At 71.2% G+C, this 15,285-nt stretch carries 13 protein-coding genes; 10 read left to right on the forward strand and 3 right to left on the reverse strand.

What is annotated here, in order from left to right:
- Positions 1 to 40: 40 nt before the first annotated feature.
- Positions 41 to 2,302, reverse strand: a complete 2,262-nt coding sequence (locus SLV14N_RS13920) for a transglycosylase domain-containing protein (protein ID WP_263269494.1) — start codon at positions 2,300 to 2,302, stop codon at positions 41 to 43.
- Positions 2,303 to 2,634: 332 nt separating this feature from the next.
- Between SLV14N_RS13920 and SLV14N_RS13925 the strand changes: the two genes are divergently transcribed.
- The 8 genes from SLV14N_RS13925 (at position 2,635) to SLV14N_RS13960 (ending at position 11,397) form a co-directional block, all read left to right on the forward strand.
- Positions 2,635 to 3,597 (forward strand): SPFH domain-containing protein, encoded by a 963-nt coding sequence (locus SLV14N_RS13925; RefSeq protein ID WP_208687864.1) that lies wholly within the window; start codon positions 2,635 to 2,637, stop codon positions 3,595 to 3,597.
- Positions 3,594 to 3,860, forward strand: a complete 267-nt coding sequence (locus SLV14N_RS13930) for a hypothetical protein (protein ID WP_263269496.1) — start codon at positions 3,594 to 3,596, stop codon at positions 3,858 to 3,860. Before SLV14N_RS13925 ends, SLV14N_RS13930 begins: the two co-directional genes overlap by 4 nt.
- A gap of 59 nt (positions 3,861 to 3,919) precedes the next feature.
- Positions 3,920 to 4,444 carry a PadR family transcriptional regulator gene (locus SLV14N_RS13935; protein WP_208681182.1) on the forward strand — a complete coding sequence of 175 codons (525 nt, stop codon included), beginning with the start codon at positions 3,920 to 3,922 and terminating at the stop codon, positions 4,442 to 4,444.
- Positions 4,441 to 5,130: an ABC transporter ATP-binding protein gene (locus SLV14N_RS13940; RefSeq protein ID WP_263269498.1), complete on the forward strand. Its 690-nt coding sequence runs from the start codon at positions 4,441 to 4,443 to the stop codon at positions 5,128 to 5,130. The genes SLV14N_RS13935 and SLV14N_RS13940 overlap by 4 nt, the downstream gene beginning before the upstream one ends.
- Positions 5,127 to 7,550 carry an FtsX-like permease family protein gene (locus SLV14N_RS13945; protein ID WP_263269499.1) on the forward strand — a complete coding sequence of 808 codons (2,424 nt, stop codon included), beginning with the start codon at positions 5,127 to 5,129 and terminating at the stop codon, positions 7,548 to 7,550. The genes SLV14N_RS13940 and SLV14N_RS13945 overlap by 4 nt, the downstream gene beginning before the upstream one ends.
- A complete protein-coding gene (locus tag SLV14N_RS13950; protein WP_208681185.1) occupies positions 7,547 to 9,958 on the forward strand; it encodes an FtsX-like permease family protein in 2,412 nt (803 codons plus the stop codon). The genes SLV14N_RS13945 and SLV14N_RS13950 overlap by 4 nt, the downstream gene beginning before the upstream one ends.
- Positions 9,959 to 10,015: 57 nt before the next feature.
- Complete coding sequence (locus SLV14N_RS13955; protein WP_208681186.1) at positions 10,016 to 10,615, forward strand: dihydrofolate reductase family protein; 600 nt, start codon at positions 10,016 to 10,018, stop codon at positions 10,613 to 10,615.
- A gap of 152 nt (positions 10,616 to 10,767) precedes the next feature.
- On the forward strand, positions 10,768 to 11,397 hold the full coding sequence (locus tag SLV14N_RS13960) for a Uma2 family endonuclease (RefSeq protein ID WP_208681187.1): 630 nt from the start codon (positions 10,768 to 10,770) through the stop codon (positions 11,395 to 11,397).
- Positions 11,398 to 11,400: 3 nt separating this feature from the next.
- Here SLV14N_RS13960 and SLV14N_RS13965 read toward each other — a convergent pair whose 3' ends face one another.
- Positions 11,401 to 12,360 carry a hydrogen peroxide-inducible genes activator gene (locus SLV14N_RS13965; RefSeq protein ID WP_208681188.1) on the reverse strand — a complete coding sequence of 320 codons (960 nt, stop codon included), beginning with the start codon at positions 12,358 to 12,360 and terminating at the stop codon, positions 11,401 to 11,403.
- A 132-nt stretch (positions 12,361 to 12,492) separates the two neighbouring features.
- Here SLV14N_RS13965 and SLV14N_RS13970 point away from each other — a divergent pair, with 132 nt between their 5' ends.
- Both SLV14N_RS13970 and SLV14N_RS13975 read left to right on the forward strand, forming a co-directional pair.
- On the forward strand, positions 12,493 to 13,047 hold the full coding sequence (locus SLV14N_RS13970) for a peroxiredoxin (protein WP_006603399.1): 555 nt from the start codon (positions 12,493 to 12,495) through the stop codon (positions 13,045 to 13,047).
- Between the two features lie 32 nt (positions 13,048 to 13,079).
- Positions 13,080 to 13,613 (forward strand): alkyl hydroperoxide reductase, encoded by a 534-nt coding sequence (locus SLV14N_RS13975; RefSeq protein WP_018089322.1) that lies wholly within the window; start codon positions 13,080 to 13,082, stop codon positions 13,611 to 13,613.
- 85 nt (positions 13,614 to 13,698) lie between these two features.
- On the opposite strand, the gene SLV14N_RS13980 is transcribed toward SLV14N_RS13975, so the two are convergent.
- Complete coding sequence (locus SLV14N_RS13980) at positions 13,699 to 15,228, reverse strand: AI-2E family transporter (protein ID WP_208681189.1); 1,530 nt, start codon at positions 15,226 to 15,228, stop codon at positions 13,699 to 13,701.
- Positions 15,229 to 15,285: the final 57 nt, after the last annotated feature.

Raw genomic sequence — 15,285 nt, forward strand, 5'->3', positions numbered from 1 at the left:
TCGATGGTGGGGGCCGCGGTGCGGTGTGCCGGGACCGGTGTCAGCGGAAGCCGGTCAGGCTGTCGTCGTCGGGCTTGCCGCCGGTCGGCTTGCCTCCGGTGTCCCCGTCGTCCGTGCCGCCGGTCGGCGGACCGGAGCTCGGGTCGGTCGGGGTGGCCGGGTCCGACGGCCTGCCGCTCGCGGGGTCCGACGGCCGCCCGCTCGGGCTGGACGGGGTCTGCGACGGGGTCTTGCTCGGCGTCTCTGACGGTGTCGGGCTCGTCGACGGGGTCTTGCTCGGCGTCGGGGTGGGCGTCGGCGGCACCCCGGCACCGAGGTCGGTCTCCAGGTCGAACTCCGCGCCGGTGCTGCCGCCCAGCGCCGACTCCGTGTAGGCGGCCCACACCCGCGCCGGATAGCCGCCGCCGTTGACCCGGCCGCCGCCACCGGTGCCCTTGAGGCTGACCTGGGTGCCGCCCTTGGGGGACTCACCGAACATGCCGACCGCGGTGACCAGCTTGGGCGTGTAGCCGACGAACCAGGCCGACTTGTTGTCGTCGGACGTGCCGGTCTTGCCGGCCGCCTCGTACGCGGTGTTCTTCACGGCGTCCGAGGCGGTGCCGTCATTGACCACACCGGTCAGGACCGAGGTGAGGGTGTCGGCGGTCCGGCGGCTGAGGACCTGGTCGCCGATCGGGTCCTTGAGCGGGACGTCGGTCTGGACGCCGTCGACGGGGTGCACCGCCTTCTTGACCAGGGTCGGGGTGACCTTCTTGCCGTGGTTGTCGAGCGTGGCGTAGGCCCCGGCCATCTGGAGCGGGCTGGCGCCCATGGTGCCCAGGGTCATCGCGGGCTTGGCGTCGATCTTGGAGCCGTCCATGCCCAGGTCGACCGCGGTCTTCTTGATCTCCTCCAGGCCGACGTCCGCGCCCATCTGCGCGAAGACCGCGTTGACGGAGTCGTTGGTCGCCGTCTGGACGCTGATCTTCCCGTACTGCTCCTCGTCCTCGTTGGGCGGAGCGAAGGCGATGTCCCCGCCGACGACCGGGCGGCGGTTACGGCCGTCGTAGATCGTGTTCGGGGTGATCGGGAGGCGTTCCTGGGTGACCGCGTTGTTCTCCATCGCCGACGCCAGGATCAGCGGCTTGAAAGTGGAGGCGGGCTGGTAGTCGGAGCGCGTGGCGTTGTTCGTGTAGTGCTTCGGATAGCCGTCGCCGCCGTACATCGCCACGATGTGCCCGGACTTGGGGTCCACCGAGGTGGCACCGAGCTGGGCGTCCCCGTCGACCTTGCGCCTCTTGGGGTCGAGGTCGTCGGTGAGCTTGCGCTTGACGGACTCCTCCAGCGCCTTCTGCTTCTTCTTGTCGATGCCGAGGGTGACGGTCCAGCCGCCGGCCTCGAATTCGGTCTCGTCGACGCCCTGGGCGAAGAGTTCCTGCTTGGCCTGCTTGACCAGGTAGCTGGTCTGGCCGCTCACGCCGGGCAGCGGCTTGGGGTCCTGGGGCACATCGAATTTCTGCTTGGCCCGGTCCGCCGCGGGGAGCCACTTCATCTCGACCATGTTGTCGAGGGTGTACGCCCAGCGCTGCTTGACCAGCTTCTGGCCGGCCTTGGTCGCGCTGGACCAGTCGTACTGGCTCGGCGCCTGGAGCAGCGAGGCGAGGTAGGCGCCCTGCGAGACGGTGAGCTTCTCGACGTCCACGCCGTAGTAGGCCTGGGCCGCGGCCTGGATGCCGTACGCGCCCCGGCCGTAGTAGCTGGTGTTGATGTAGCCGGCGAGGATGTCTTCCTTGTCGAACTTGTTGTCCACCTTGAGCGAGATGACGATCTCCTGGAGCTTGCGGGAAACCGTCTGCTCCTGGCTCAGGTAGTAGTTCTTGACGTACTGCTGGGTGATCGTCGAGCCACCCTGCTTGCCCTGCCCCCGCAGGGTGTTGAGCACACCGCGCAGGGTGCCCTTCAGGTCGACGCCGGAGTCGTCGTAGAAGGTCTTGTTCTCCGCGGCAACGAAGGTGCGCTGGACGTCCTTGGGTATGCGGTCGATCGGAACGCTCTCCCGGTTGACCTGGCCGACCCGCGCCATGACCTTGCCGTCGGAGTACTTGTAGACATTGCTCTGCAGCTTGGCAGCGCTGTTGCCCTTGGGGATGTCCACGTACAGGTACAGGCCGATGAATCCGAGGATGCCCAGCAGGCACGCCCCGAGAAAGGCTCCGAGGAGCTTCTTCCAGGTGAAGAAGCGGCGTATGCCGGACTTCTTCTCATTCGGCTTGGCACGGCGAGCGCTCCCCTGTCGCGCCCGTCTCGCTTCCGCTCGGCCCATCGCTTCAGCAACTCCAGTCGTTCCGCCCCCAGCTAACTCAGCTGTTGAAGCTAACACCGCATCTGTCAACAAATACTCATCGATCAAGGCTTTTCCCGACGTGACAAACAGCACCCGCCGCGACGGAACCATGAGGTGGGTATTGCGCGTCGCCACCCCCTCACCTGGGGCGTTGCCGCCGGAGAACCCTCGCACACCACTGGACGCCGGCACTCGACTCCAGATAAAGTGCTAGCACTTTGCTAGACCAGCGACATCACCAATTGCGGCGGACATCACCCGCCGCACCTGGAGAAACGGGGACCCCTATGTCCGACCAGACACCAGCCGACATGTCCGACAAGGCACCGGCCGACCGCCCCGGCGGCGACCTCGGTGTCGACGCCCCCGAGATGCCCAGGCCGCAGGTCCGCGAGGTCCCGGCGCACAGCATCGGGGGCGGGCTGGCCCTGCTGCTGACCGTGCTCGGCGTCGCACTGAGCATCGGCCTGCTGATCGTCGGCGGCATACTCGGCTCCGCCGGCAAGGACGCGGCCGCCATTCCGATGTTCATCGGCGGCATCCTGCTGCTGCTCACCTCGTTCTTCTGCATGACCGGCGTGAAGATGGTCGCGCCCGGCGAGGCCCGCGTCATCCAGCTCTTCGGGCGCTACGTCGGCACCATCCGCACCGACGGACTGCGCTGGGTCAACCCGCTCACCAGCGCCCGCAAGATCTCCACCCGGGTGCGCAACCACGAGACCGCGGTACTGAAGGTCAACGACGCCTACGGCAACCCGATCGAGCTGGCCTCGATCGTGGTCTGGCAGGTCGAGGACACCGCCCAGGCGCTCTTCGAGGTCGACGACTTCCTGGAGTTCGTCGCCACCCAGACCGAGGCGGCCGTCCGGCACATCGCCATCGAGTACCCCTATGACGCGCACGACGAGGACGCCCTGTCCCTGCGCGGCAACGCCGAGGAGATCACCGAGAAGCTCGCCCAGGAGCTGACCGCCCGGGTCCAGGCCGCCGGCGTACGGATCATCGAGTCCCGCTTCAGCCACCTCGCCTACGCCCCCGAGATCGCCTCCGCCATGCTGCAGCGCCAGCAGGCCGGTGCGGTGGTCGCGGCCCGCCAGCAGATCGTCGAGGGCGCGGTCGGCATGGTCGAGCAGGCGCTGGCACGGATCAGCGAGCAGGGCATCGTCGAGCTGGACGAGGAGCGCAAGGCCGCCATGGTGAGCAATCTGATGGTGGTGCTGTGCGGCGACCGGGCCGCCCAGCCGGTCCTGAACACGGGCTCGCTCTACCAGTGAATGCCGAGGCCCCCGAGGGGTCCGGCGCCGAGAGCGAACGGACCCCCGCGCGACGGCCGCAGCAGCGCAAGCAGGTGCTGCTGCGGCTGGACCCGCTGATCCACGACGCCCTGGCGCGCTGGGCCGGCGACGAACTGCGCAGCGCCAACGCCCAGATCGAGTTCCTGCTCCGCAAGGCACTGGCGGAGGCGGGCCGGCTGCCGAAGGGAGCGGGGGCGCCACCCCGGCGGGGACGGCCGCCGAAGGAGCCGGGGGACGGCTGAAGGGCCGCTATACAGCACGCGTATACACCGACGACACACCCACGAGTAAGGTGGTCGGCATGTCAATCGGTCATACGCTGCTGGGCCTCCTGGAGTCCGGTCCCCGCCACGGCTACGACCTCAAGCGGGCCTTCGACGAGCACTTCGGGCAGGACCGTCCGCTGCATTACGGACAGGTCTACTCCACGATGTCCCGGCTGTTGAAGAACGGTCTGGTCGAGGTGGACGCCGTGGAGGCCGGTGCCGGTCCGGAGCGGAAGCGGTATGCGATCACGGACGCCGGGATCACCGATGTCGCCCAGTGGCTGACCCGTCCGGAGAAGCCCGAGCCGTACCTCCAGTCGACGCTCTACACCAAGGTCGTCCTGGCGCTGCTGACCGACCGTAACGCCGCCGGACTGCTGGACTCCCAGCGCGCCGAGCATCTGCGGCTGATGCGCGGGCTGACCGAGCGCAAGCGCACCGGTGACCTCGCCGACCAGCTGATCTGCGATCATGCGCTCTTCCACCTCGAAGCCGATCTGCGCTGGCTGGAGCTGACCGCCGCACGGCTGGACAAGCTGGCGGAAGCGGTCCGCCGATGACGCCGGAGGGATCCCTGCTCGCGGCGGAGGGGCTGTACAAGGCCTACGGGGCGACACCGGCGCTGGAGGGCGCGGAGTTCTCCATCCACGCCGGTGAGGTCGTCGCCGTCATGGGCCCGTCCGGTTCCGGCAAATCGACCCTGCTGCACTGCCTGGCCGGGATCATCAGCCCGGACTCCGGCACCGTCCGCTACGGTCCGCACACCCTGACCCGCCTCAGCGACGCACAGCGCAGCGCCCTGCGCCGTACCGACTTCGGCTTCGTCTTCCAATTCGGCCAGCTGGTACCGGAGTTGACCGCGCTGGAGAACGTGGCGCTGCCGCTGCGGCTGAACGGCACCAAGCGCAAGGAGGCCGAGGGGCAGGCCCGCGCATGGCTGGAGCAGCTGGAGGTCGAGGCCGTGCACGACCGGCGGCCCGGTGAGATATCCGGCGGCCAGGGCCAGCGGATCGCGGTCGCCCGCGCCCTCGCCACCCGGCCGCGGGTCATCTTCGCGGACGAGCCCACCGGCGCCCTGGACTCGCTCAACGGCGAACGCGTACTGACCCTGCTGACCAACGCCGCCCGGGAGAGCAACGCCGCGGTGGTCCTGGTCACCCACGAGGCCCGGGTCGCCGCCTACTCCGACCGGGAGATCGTCGTCCGCGACGGCAAGGTGAAGGACATGCTGGCGGGCTTGATATGAGCCCGCTGCGCTCGCCCGCCGGCTCCGGCGGCGGGCACGTCGACGACCGCGCACCGGCGTCCCCGGACCCGCTCGCCACTCCGCGCACCCGCCCCGGGACCTGGGCCCGTGACCTCGCGATGGGGATGCGGTTCGCGGCCGGCGGGGGCCGCGCGGGCTGGATCCGTACGGCGCTGACAGCCGCCGGTGTCGCCCTGGGCGTGGCCGTCCTGCTGCTCGGCGCCTCCGTGCCCGCGCTGATGGACTCCTGGCACGGCCGGGAGAAGGCCCGCGAGAACCTGGGCCAGGCACACGAGCCCCCGCCCGCCGACAACACCCTGCGCTACGCCTCGGCCGACACCCTCTTCCACGGTGTGCCGGTCCGCGGCCGCCTGGTGCGCCCGGACGGCGCGCATCCGCCGGTCCCGCCCGGCGTCCGGCAACTCCCCGGCCCCGGCCGGATGCTGGTCTCCCCGGCGCTCAAGCAACTGCTGGCCTCCCCCGAGGGCGCGCTGCTGCGCGACCGGCTGGACTACCGGGTGGCCGGTGTCATCGGCGACGAGGGTCTGCGCGGCCCGCGGGAGCTCACCTATCTCGCGCAGAGCGCCACCCTCGCCGCGCCCGACGGCTATCGCATCGACCGCTTCGGCAAGAACTGGGAGCCGCTGCCGATGCGGGCGCCCGCCGTGGTGCTGGTGATCATGACGTGTGTGGCGCTGATGACGCCGGTGCTGGTCTTCATCGGCACCTCCGTGCGGTTCGGCAACGAGCGCCGGGAGCGCCGGCTGGCCGCGCTCCGGCTGGTCGGCGCCGATGTCCGCACGACCCGCCGGATCGCCTCGGGTGAGGCGCTGTTCGGCTCGCTGCTGGGGCTGGTGGCGGGCGGGGCGCTGTTCCTGGGCGGCCGGCAGTTCGCTTCGGTGATCACGCTGTGGGACATCAATGTCTTCCCCTCGGACGTGGCCCCGGGCCCGCTCGCCGTGGTGCTGATCGCCGCGCTCGTGCCGGCGGCGGCGGTGGGGGTGACGCTGTTCGCGCAGCGCGGGGTCACGGTCGAGCCGCTGGGCGTCGTCCGCAACCGTCCGCCGGTCCGCCGCCGGCTGTGGTGGCGGGTGGCGCTGCCCGCCGTGGGCACCCTGCTGCTGACGCCGCTGGCCCGGGAATCCCCGTGGCGGGACACCCCGTTCAACACCGTCCGGCTCGCGGCCGGGGCGATGCTGCTGCTGTTCGGTGTCACCGCGCTGCTGCCCTGGCTGGTCGACACGGTGGTCGGCCGACTGCACGGCGGCCCGGTTTCCTGGCAACTCGCCGTCCGGCGACTGCAGTTGAACAGCGGCTCGGCCACCCGCGCGGTCAGCGGCATCACCGTCGCGGTGGCCGGCGCCATCGCGGTCCATATGCTGCTGACAGGTATGCAGACCGGTTACGCCCAGGCGTACGCCGAGTCCGGCAAGGCTCCGCGGATCGGGCTGTGGGGCAACGCCCACGACTGGCCGCAGGTCCAGCGGGCGCTCACCGCGCTGCGTGCCACCCCCGGAGTGGCGGCGGTCCGCGGCACGATCGACGCGAACGTCGCCCGCCCGCCCGACGCCGGGAACTCCCGGTCCGCCGGCCGTTACGCGACGATCGCCGTCGGCAGCTGCGCCGAACTGCGCACCCTGGCCCGGGTGGGCTCCTGCCGGGACGGCGAGGTGTTCCTGACCGGCGCCCGGGGCCGGGGCGCTGCCCTCGCGCCCGGCGCGACCGTCGACCTCAACCCCCCGGACATCGAGGACGCCCCGGGGGCACCGCGGCCCTGGAAGATCCCCACGGCGGCCCGCGAGGCCCGGCTGATCCACCCGGGACGCGCTCCCGACCGCGTCCCCTACGATCTGCTGGCCACGCCGTCCGCGGTCGACATCGGCCGGTTCCGGTCCCCCACCATGGAGCTCAAGGTCACCTTCGACCGTGGCACCCCGGACGCGGTGGAGCACATCCGCACCACCGCGGCCCATATCGACCCGACGATGAACGAGTTCTCCGCGGTCGACAATCCGCATGACGCGCAGTACTCCAGCGTCCGCAACGGCTTGTTCGCCGGCGCTGTCGTCACCCTGCTGCTGATCGGCTCAGGCCTGATCATCTCCACCGTCGAGCAGCTCCACGAGCGCCGCCGGGTGCTGTCCACCCTCGATGCCCACGGCACCCGCCGCACCACCCTGGGCTGGTCGGTGCTGTGGCAGACCGCCATCCCGGTCGTGCTCGGCCTGGGCCTGGCGCTGGGCTGCGGACTGGCACTCGGGACGCTGCTGCTGACGATGATGGACAGCGTGGTGACGGTGGACGGTCCGGTGGTGGCGGGGATGACCGGCATCGGCGGCGCGGTGATCCTGTTCGTGACGGCGCTGAGCCTGCCGCCGCTGTGGCGGATGATGCGGCCCGACGGGCTGCGGACGGAGTGAGCGCGGCGACGCCCGGCCCTTCCCGCGCGGACCGCCCCCGGGGCCGGACCGCCCGGCGCTGGTGTGCCGACCTCGCCATGGGCGCCCGGTTCGCCGTCACCGGCGGCCGCGCGAGCCTGCTCCGTACGGCCCTGACGGCGCTCGGCGTCGGCCTCGGCGTCGCGGTCCTGCTGCTGGCGGCCGCCGTCCCCAACGCGCTGAACGCCGCCACACACCGGCAGTCGGCCCGCTCCGTCGTGCCCGTCGCGGAAGGGACCGGCCCCTCGGACCGCTCGCTGCTGACCGTCTCCTCCTACAGCGCCTACCGCGAACTGCCGCTGCACGGCCGGATCCTGGCCGCCGAAGGCCCGCACGCCCCCGTCCCGCCGGGCCTGTCCCGGCTGCCGGGCCCCGGCGAACTGGCCGCCTCCCCAGCCCTCGCCGAACTGCTGGCCTCGCCCGAGGGCGCACTGCTCAAGGACCGCTTCCCGCATCTGCGGATCACCGCCACCATCGGCGACGAGGGCCTCACCCACCCCGGCGAACTCCTCTTCTACCAGGGCAGCGACGGCTTGCCGCGGCCCGGCAACGGGGTCGAGCGGATCACCTCGTTCGGGGACCACGGCACACCGTTCCGGGCGAGCCCCCTCGTGGTGCTGATCATCCTCGTGTGCTGTGTCGCGGTACTCACCCCCGTCGCCGTCTTCATCGCGACCGCGGTGCGGTTCGGCGGGGAGCGCCGCGACCGGCGGCTCGCCGCGCTCCGGCTGGTGGGCGCGGACCGGGCCACCACCCGGCGGATCGCAGCGGGCGAGGCGCTGGCCGGTGCGCTGTGCGGTCTGCTCACCGGCGCCGCGCTGTTCCTGGCCGGCCGGGCCCCGCTCGCCGGGCTCTCGCTCTTCGGCCTGGGCGTCTTCCCCTCCGATGTGGTGCCCGCCGCCGCCCTCGTCTGCGCCATCGCGTCGGCCGTCCCGCTCTGCGCGGTCGGCGTCACCCTGTTCACCCTGCGACGGGTCGCCGTGGAACCGCTGGGCGTCACCCGTACGGCATCGCCGCTGCGCCGCCGGCTGTGGTGGCGGGTGCTGCTGCCGGCCGCCGGGGTGGCGCTGCTGCTGCCGCAGGCGATCGGCGGGCTGGGTCCCGGCGACGCCGCCGACGCCCAGGTGCTCCTGGGGGTGACACTGCTTCTGCTGGGGGTGGCGGCGCTGCTGCCCTGGCTGCTGGACGCGCTGGTGGCCCGTCTGGGCCGCGCGGGCTTCGGCGGCCCTTGCTGGCATCTTGCCGTACGGCGGCTGCAGTTGAGCAGCACCACGGCCAGCCGCTCGGTCAGCGGGATCACCGTGGCGGTGGCCGGCGCGGTCGCCGTGCAGGTGCTGATGACCGGTTCCCTGGACCTCGCCGAGCGGATGCAGCGGCCCGCCTGGACCGAGGTCGTGGCGCACTCCGGTATGGTGCCCGCCGACCGCGCCCCGCAGATGTCCGCCCGGCTGCGCGCGGCCCCCGGCGTCCGGGAGGCGCACGGCCTGGTCTCCGGCTATGCGGACTCCGTCCGCCACCACCGGGCCCTGGCGCACACCGCACCCGAGGACCGCGACGACCCCGAGCCGTATCCGGTGACCGTCGCCGACTGCGGCACCCTGCGCCGGCTCGCCCACATCAGCACCTGTTCCGACGGCGATGTCTTCCTCTCCACGGACCGCGAGGCCTCCGTCCCGCTCCCGGCCCCCGGCACCCGGCTGGCCCTCGACCCGGTCGGCAGCGACAACGACCACCGGGCGCCCGCGCACTGGTCCGTCCCGCGCAGCGCCCGCCACACCACCGCCGTGCCCTACGGTCTCCCGCCCGACGTCACGGGTACCGGGGTGCTCGCCACCCCCGGCGCGCTGGACGCGACGCTGCTGCGCCACCCCGGCCTCACCGTCCTGCTGCGGCTCGACCCGCACGCCCCCGACGCGATCGAACACGTCCGCAACGCGGCCGCCCGGATCGACGTGGGCACCGCCGTGTTCACCTCCGGCGACGGCACCGAGGACGCCGTCGCGGTCTTCCGCCACGGGCTGACCGCCTGCGCCGCCGCCGTACTGCTGCTGATCGGCTGCGGCCTGCTGATCACCGCCCTGGAGCAACTCCGCGACCGCGCCCGGATGTTGTCCGCCCTGGAGGCCCTCGGCACACCGCGCGCCGTGCTGGGCCGCTCGGTCCTGTGGCAGACCGCCGTCCCGGTGGCCCTCGGCCTGGCCCTGGCGGTCGGCTGCGGGGTGTCCCTCGGCGCTCTGCTCCTCCACATGGTCGATCGCCCGCTCCGGCTCGACTGGTGGGGCATCCTCACCCTCAGCGGCACCGCGGCGGCCGTCATCCTGGGGGTCACCGCGCTCTCGCTGCCCCTGTTGTGGCGCCTGATGCGCCCGGATGGCCTGCGTACGGAGTGAATCTGCGAGATCATTCCGGCGCAGCAGTGCACACCAACTGCCCAAGGGGGGCCTTCCATGCGCCGACTCGTCTACTGCATCGCTTCCACTCTCGACGGCTTCATCGCGGGCCCTGACGGCGCGGACCCCACCGGCCCGGACGGCTTCTGGCCGATCGCCGACGACTACCTCAAGCACCTGGCCGCCGAACTCCCGGAAATCCTGCCCGTCCAGGCCCGGTCCGCACTCGGTATCACCGACGAGGGCACCCACTTCGACACCGTCCTGGAGGGCCGCCGCACCTACGAGATCGGCCTCCGGGCCGGCCTCACCGACGCCTATCCCCACCTGCGGCATCTGGTCTTCTCCCGGACCATGGCCGAGAGCCCGGACCCGGCGGTGGAGCTGGTGGCCACCGACCCGGTGGCCAAGGTGCGCGAGCTGAAGGACGCGGACGGCAAGGACATCTGGCTGCTGGGCGGCAGCGAACTCGCCGGTGCGCTCTACCCGGAGATCGACCAGCTGATCGTCAAGCTGAGCCCGCTCACCCTCGGCAGCGGCATCCCGCTCTTCTCCCGGGACACCGCCTTCGATCCCCGCACCTGGGAGCTGACCGAGCACACCGTCCTCCAGAGCGGCGCGGCCTTTCTGACGTATACGCGGGGGGCCGGGGCCTGAGGCTTGCCGCTGCGCCCGTGACCTCATGGAGCGGGCGCCCGGCGGAGCATCGTGCAGAGTGACCCCACGAACGGGTGAACGCTTCGGACGAGACGTGCGCGGCCGCCCGGCCTACGATGATGGCCTCGGCACCAGGCAACGGGAGGCGTGCAATGTCCGCAGCAGCTGCCGAGGGTCCGTACGCGGGTGAACACCGGCCCCTGACGCTCCTCGAACAGGCCGACCAGCTCATGAAGCAGCTCCCTGGCCACCGCGTCGAGATCCTCGGCGGCGTCCTCACTGTGACCCCACCCCCCGACCCCGCCCACGCGAAGGGGCTGTCCCGCCTCAGGCGCCCCTTCGTCGCGGCCGGCCTGGACGGCGGCGAAACCGAAGTCCTCGAAGGTCTCGGCCTGTGGCTGCCGGACGGCCCGGAGAACTTCGCCGTACCGGACCTTTGCGTAGTGGACGCTGACATCGAGGACCGCATCATCCAGTACGAGTGCTGTGACCCAGCGGCATTCCGCATGGTCCTTGAGATCACATCCGGCAATTACAGCAACGACTTGCGTACGAAGGTCACCGCTTACGGCTCCGCGAGGGTGCCGGTGTATGTGATCGTCGACCGCAAGCACGAGCGCCTCCACGTCCTCACCGAGCCCATGGAAGACGGCTACGCCGTACACCGCATCCATGTGGCCGGGGAGAAGGTCACCCTCCCGGAGTCCATCGGTGCCGAAGTCACTCTGGACGTGGCCCAGACCCTGGACGATGCCAGGCGTCGCACCCCGCAGCGCCCCTGACCCTCACCCCTTCACCATCCGCACCGGCAGCCCCCGCAACGCCCCCCGCAGCGCCTCCGCGAACTCCTCGAACTCCTGTTGGCGGGCGGCGCCCGTCCGCATGGCCAGGGCGATTCTGCGCGAGGGGGCCGGATCGGCGAAGTAGCCGGTCGTGAGCTGGTCGTTGCGGCCGGTCTCGACCCGGAGCGCGGTGCGGGGCAGGAGGGTGACCCCGAGGCCGCCGGCCACCAGCTGCACCAGGGTGGACAGGCCCGCCGCACTGGTCGTCACGGGAGTGTTCTCGTCGCGGCCGGCCTCCCGGCAGATATCCAGGGCCTGGTCCCGTAGGCAGTGGCCCTCGTCGAGCAGCAGCAGATCCAGTTCCTGGAGGGCCTGGCGCGGGATGTCACCGCGGCCGCCGAGCCAGTGCTCCTTGGGGGCCACCAGGACGAAGTCCTCGTCGAAGAGCGGGAGTTCGGCGACCTGGGGGACGCCGAGGGGGACGGCGAGCAGCAGCAGGTCGAGGCGCCCATGGGACAGACCGTCCAGGAGGGACGCGGTCTGTTCCTCGTGTACCTGGAGGTCCAGGTCGGGGTAGGTGTCATGGACCAGCCGCAGCACGGCCGGCAGCAGATACGGGGCGACGGTCGGGATCACGCCGAGCCGCAGTACGCCCGTGAAGGGTGCGCGGGCCGCCTCCGCCTCCTCCATCAGATCCCCGACGGCTTCCAGGACCACACGGGCCCGTGCGGCCACCCGCTCCCCCGCGGGCGACAGCAGCACCTTGCGCGTCGTACGCTCCAGCAGCTGCACTCCGAGGGTCTCCTCCAGCGTGGAGACCGCCCCGGACAGCGCGGGCTGGCTCATGCCGATCTCGGCCGCCGCCTCGCGAAAATGCAGATACTCGGCCACCGCCGCGAACGCCCGCAGCTGGGCCAGGCTGGGCTGACGGGGCCTGCCGCCCTGACTCGCCGGTGAAGCCACTGATAACCACCTCCGATCAACATCAACCAGTCTAGCTATTTCCCTGATCAATGGCTGCTGTGCCACTGTGTAACCCGTCCAAGCCTCAAGGAAAGTCCTCAAAAGGGACTTTCTGCGCAACAAGGAGAGTAAGTGCTCACTGTCGGTGACAAGTTCCCCGAGTTCGACCTGACCGCCTGCGTTTCGCTGGAAAAGGGCCAGGAGTTCGAGCAGATCAACCACAAGACCTACGAGGGCAAGTGGAAGATCGTCTTTGCGTGGCCCAAGGACTTCACCTTCGTGTGCCCGACCGAGATCGCCGCCTTCGGCAAGCTGAACGACGAGTTCGCCGACCGTGACGCCCAGGTCCTCGGCTTCTCCGGCGACTCCGAGTTCGTGCACCACGCCTGGCGCAAGGACCACCCGGACCTGACCGACCTGCCCTTCCCGATGCTCGCCGACTCGAAGCACGAGCTCATGCGCGACCTGGGCATCGAGGGCGAGGACGGCTTCGCGCAGCGCGCCGTCTTCATCGTCGACCAGAACAACGAGATCCAGTTCACCATGGTGACCGCCGGCTCCGTCGGCCGTAACCCCAAGGAGGTCCTCCGGGTCCTCGACGCGCTGCAGACCGACGAGCTGTGCCCGTGCAACTGGAGCAAGGGCGAGGACACCCTCGACCCGGTCGCGCTGCTCTCGGGCGAGTGAACCGCAGCTAGCGAACTGGAGGCAGATCTGACATGGCTCTCGACGAACTGAAGTCCGCGGTCCCGGACTACGCCAAGGACCTCAAGCTGAACCTCGGCTCGGTCATCGGCAACAGTGACCTGCCGCAGCAGCAGCTGTGGGGCACCGTTCTGGCCTGCGCGATCGCCTCGCGCTCGCCGAAGGTGCTGCGCGAGCTGGAGCCGGAGGCCAAGGCCAACCTCTCCGCCGAGGCGTACTCCGCCGCCAAGTCGGCCGCGGCCATCATGGCGATGAACAACGTCTTCTACCGGACCCGGCACCTGCTGTCGGACCCGGAGTACGGCAACCTGCGCGCCGGTCTGCGGATGAACGTCATCGGCAACCCGGGCGTGGACAAGGTCGACTTCGAGCTGTGGTCGCTGGCCGTCTCGGCCATCAACGGCTGCGGTATGTGCCTGGACTCGCACGAGCAGGTGCTCCGCAAGGCCGGTGTGGACCGCGAGACGATCCAGGAGGCCGTCAAGATCGCGTCCGTCCTGCAGGCCGTCGGCGCCACCCTGGACGCCGAGGCCGCGCTCGCCGAGTAATTCCCGGTACGCGCGGACACCCGCAGACAGAACCCCCGCAGACCTGGCGTCTGCGGGGGTTCTGTGCGTCCGGTGTGCGGTGGGGCTACTCCTGGTGCTCCTGGGACGGGCGCGGCGTCGGGGGCGGCGTCGGGGCCACCCCGAGCGCGGTGGCGCCGCGCGGGGCCACCGACATCCGCAGCGCCTGTTCCCTGGAGTAGGAACGGAGGTAGCCGACCACCGTGTTGGTGACCGCCACCAGGGGGACCGCCACGACCGCGCCGCCGATGCCCGCGATCAGCCCGCCCGCGGCCACCGAGAGGATCACCGCGAGCGGATGCACCCGGACCGCCCGGCCCAGGATGAACGGCTGCAGGACGTGGCCCTCGATCTGCTGGACGGCCAGCACGACCGCCAGCACCATCAGGGCGGTGAACACCCCGTTGGTGACCAGCGCGATGACACAGGCCAGCGCGCCCGAGACCACCGCACCGACCAGCGGGATGAAGGCGAACAGGAAGATGAAGACGGCGAGCGGGACGGCCAGCGGCACATTGAGGAAATAGAGCCCGATACCGATGAAGAAGGCGTCGATCAGGGCGACGACGACCGTGCCGCGTACATAGGCCGTCAGGGTGCGCCAGGCCCGCGGCCCGGCCCCGGCCACACCCTCGCGGGCCGCACTCGGGACCAGCCTGAGCAGCCAGTTCCAGATCCGCCGGCCGTCGTAGAGCAGGAAGAGCGTGGTGAACATCGCGAGCAGGATGCCGGTGAACACCTCCAGGATGACGGTGACGCCCTCCAGGCCGGCCGAGGTGATCGCCTCGGTGTTGGCTCCGATCGCGTCCTGCAGGTTCTTCGCGATGTGGTTGATCTGACTCTCGGTCACATGGAACGGGCTCTTCAGCAGCCAGCCCTTGAGCTCGGTGATGCCCTCCTGGATGCGGCTGGAGACCGAGTCGATGTTGTCCTGGACCTGCCACACCACGAACCAGCCGACCAGGCCCATGACCACGAACCCGCCGATGAAGGTCAGCGCGGTGGCCGGCCCGCGCGGCAGCCCGCGGGCGCGCAGCCACCCCACCGTGGGCTGCAGCAGCGCGGTGATCAGCGTCGCCGCGATGAAGGCCAGCACGACCAGTTCGATGGTGGTGATGACGCGCGCCAGCACCCACAGGGTGGCGGCCAGCACCAGCAGCCGCCAGCCCGCCTCCGCGGCGACCCGTACGCCCCAGGGCACGGCGTCCACCGGTTCCGGGCGGGCCGCAACGGCCGGGGCGTAGGAGGGCGGTGCGGGCACCGACTCCGGCGGGCTGCCCGCGGCGGTCTGCGGCACCTGCTCGGACCCGGGCCCCGGCACCCCGTCCACCGCCGTGGGCAGCTGGGTACGGGGGACGGTGAGCGTGCCCACCGGGCGGTCGCCCGCCGAGCCGTCGCCCGCCGGACCGTCGGCCGCCGGGCTTTCGACCGCCGGGCTTTCGACCGCGGGGGCGTCCGCGTGCCCGGCACGCCTCAGCTCATCCGGGTCGCCTGCCGCCGCCGAGGCCTCCGCGCGGCGGCGCTGATCCTCCAGCCGCTGCGAGAGCCGCGTCAGACCGGCGCCGAGGCCACCGACCCACTGAGGCAATCTGGACATGTCCTTCCTCTTCCCCTCCCACGCGCCACAACCTGACGGCACGACGTTACCTGTGCA

Origin of the sequence: Streptomyces sp. Je 1-4 4N24 (assembly GCF_026239515.1) — a bacterium.
Lineage (GTDB): Bacteria > Actinomycetota > Actinomycetes > Streptomycetales > Streptomycetaceae > Streptomyces > Streptomyces nigrescens.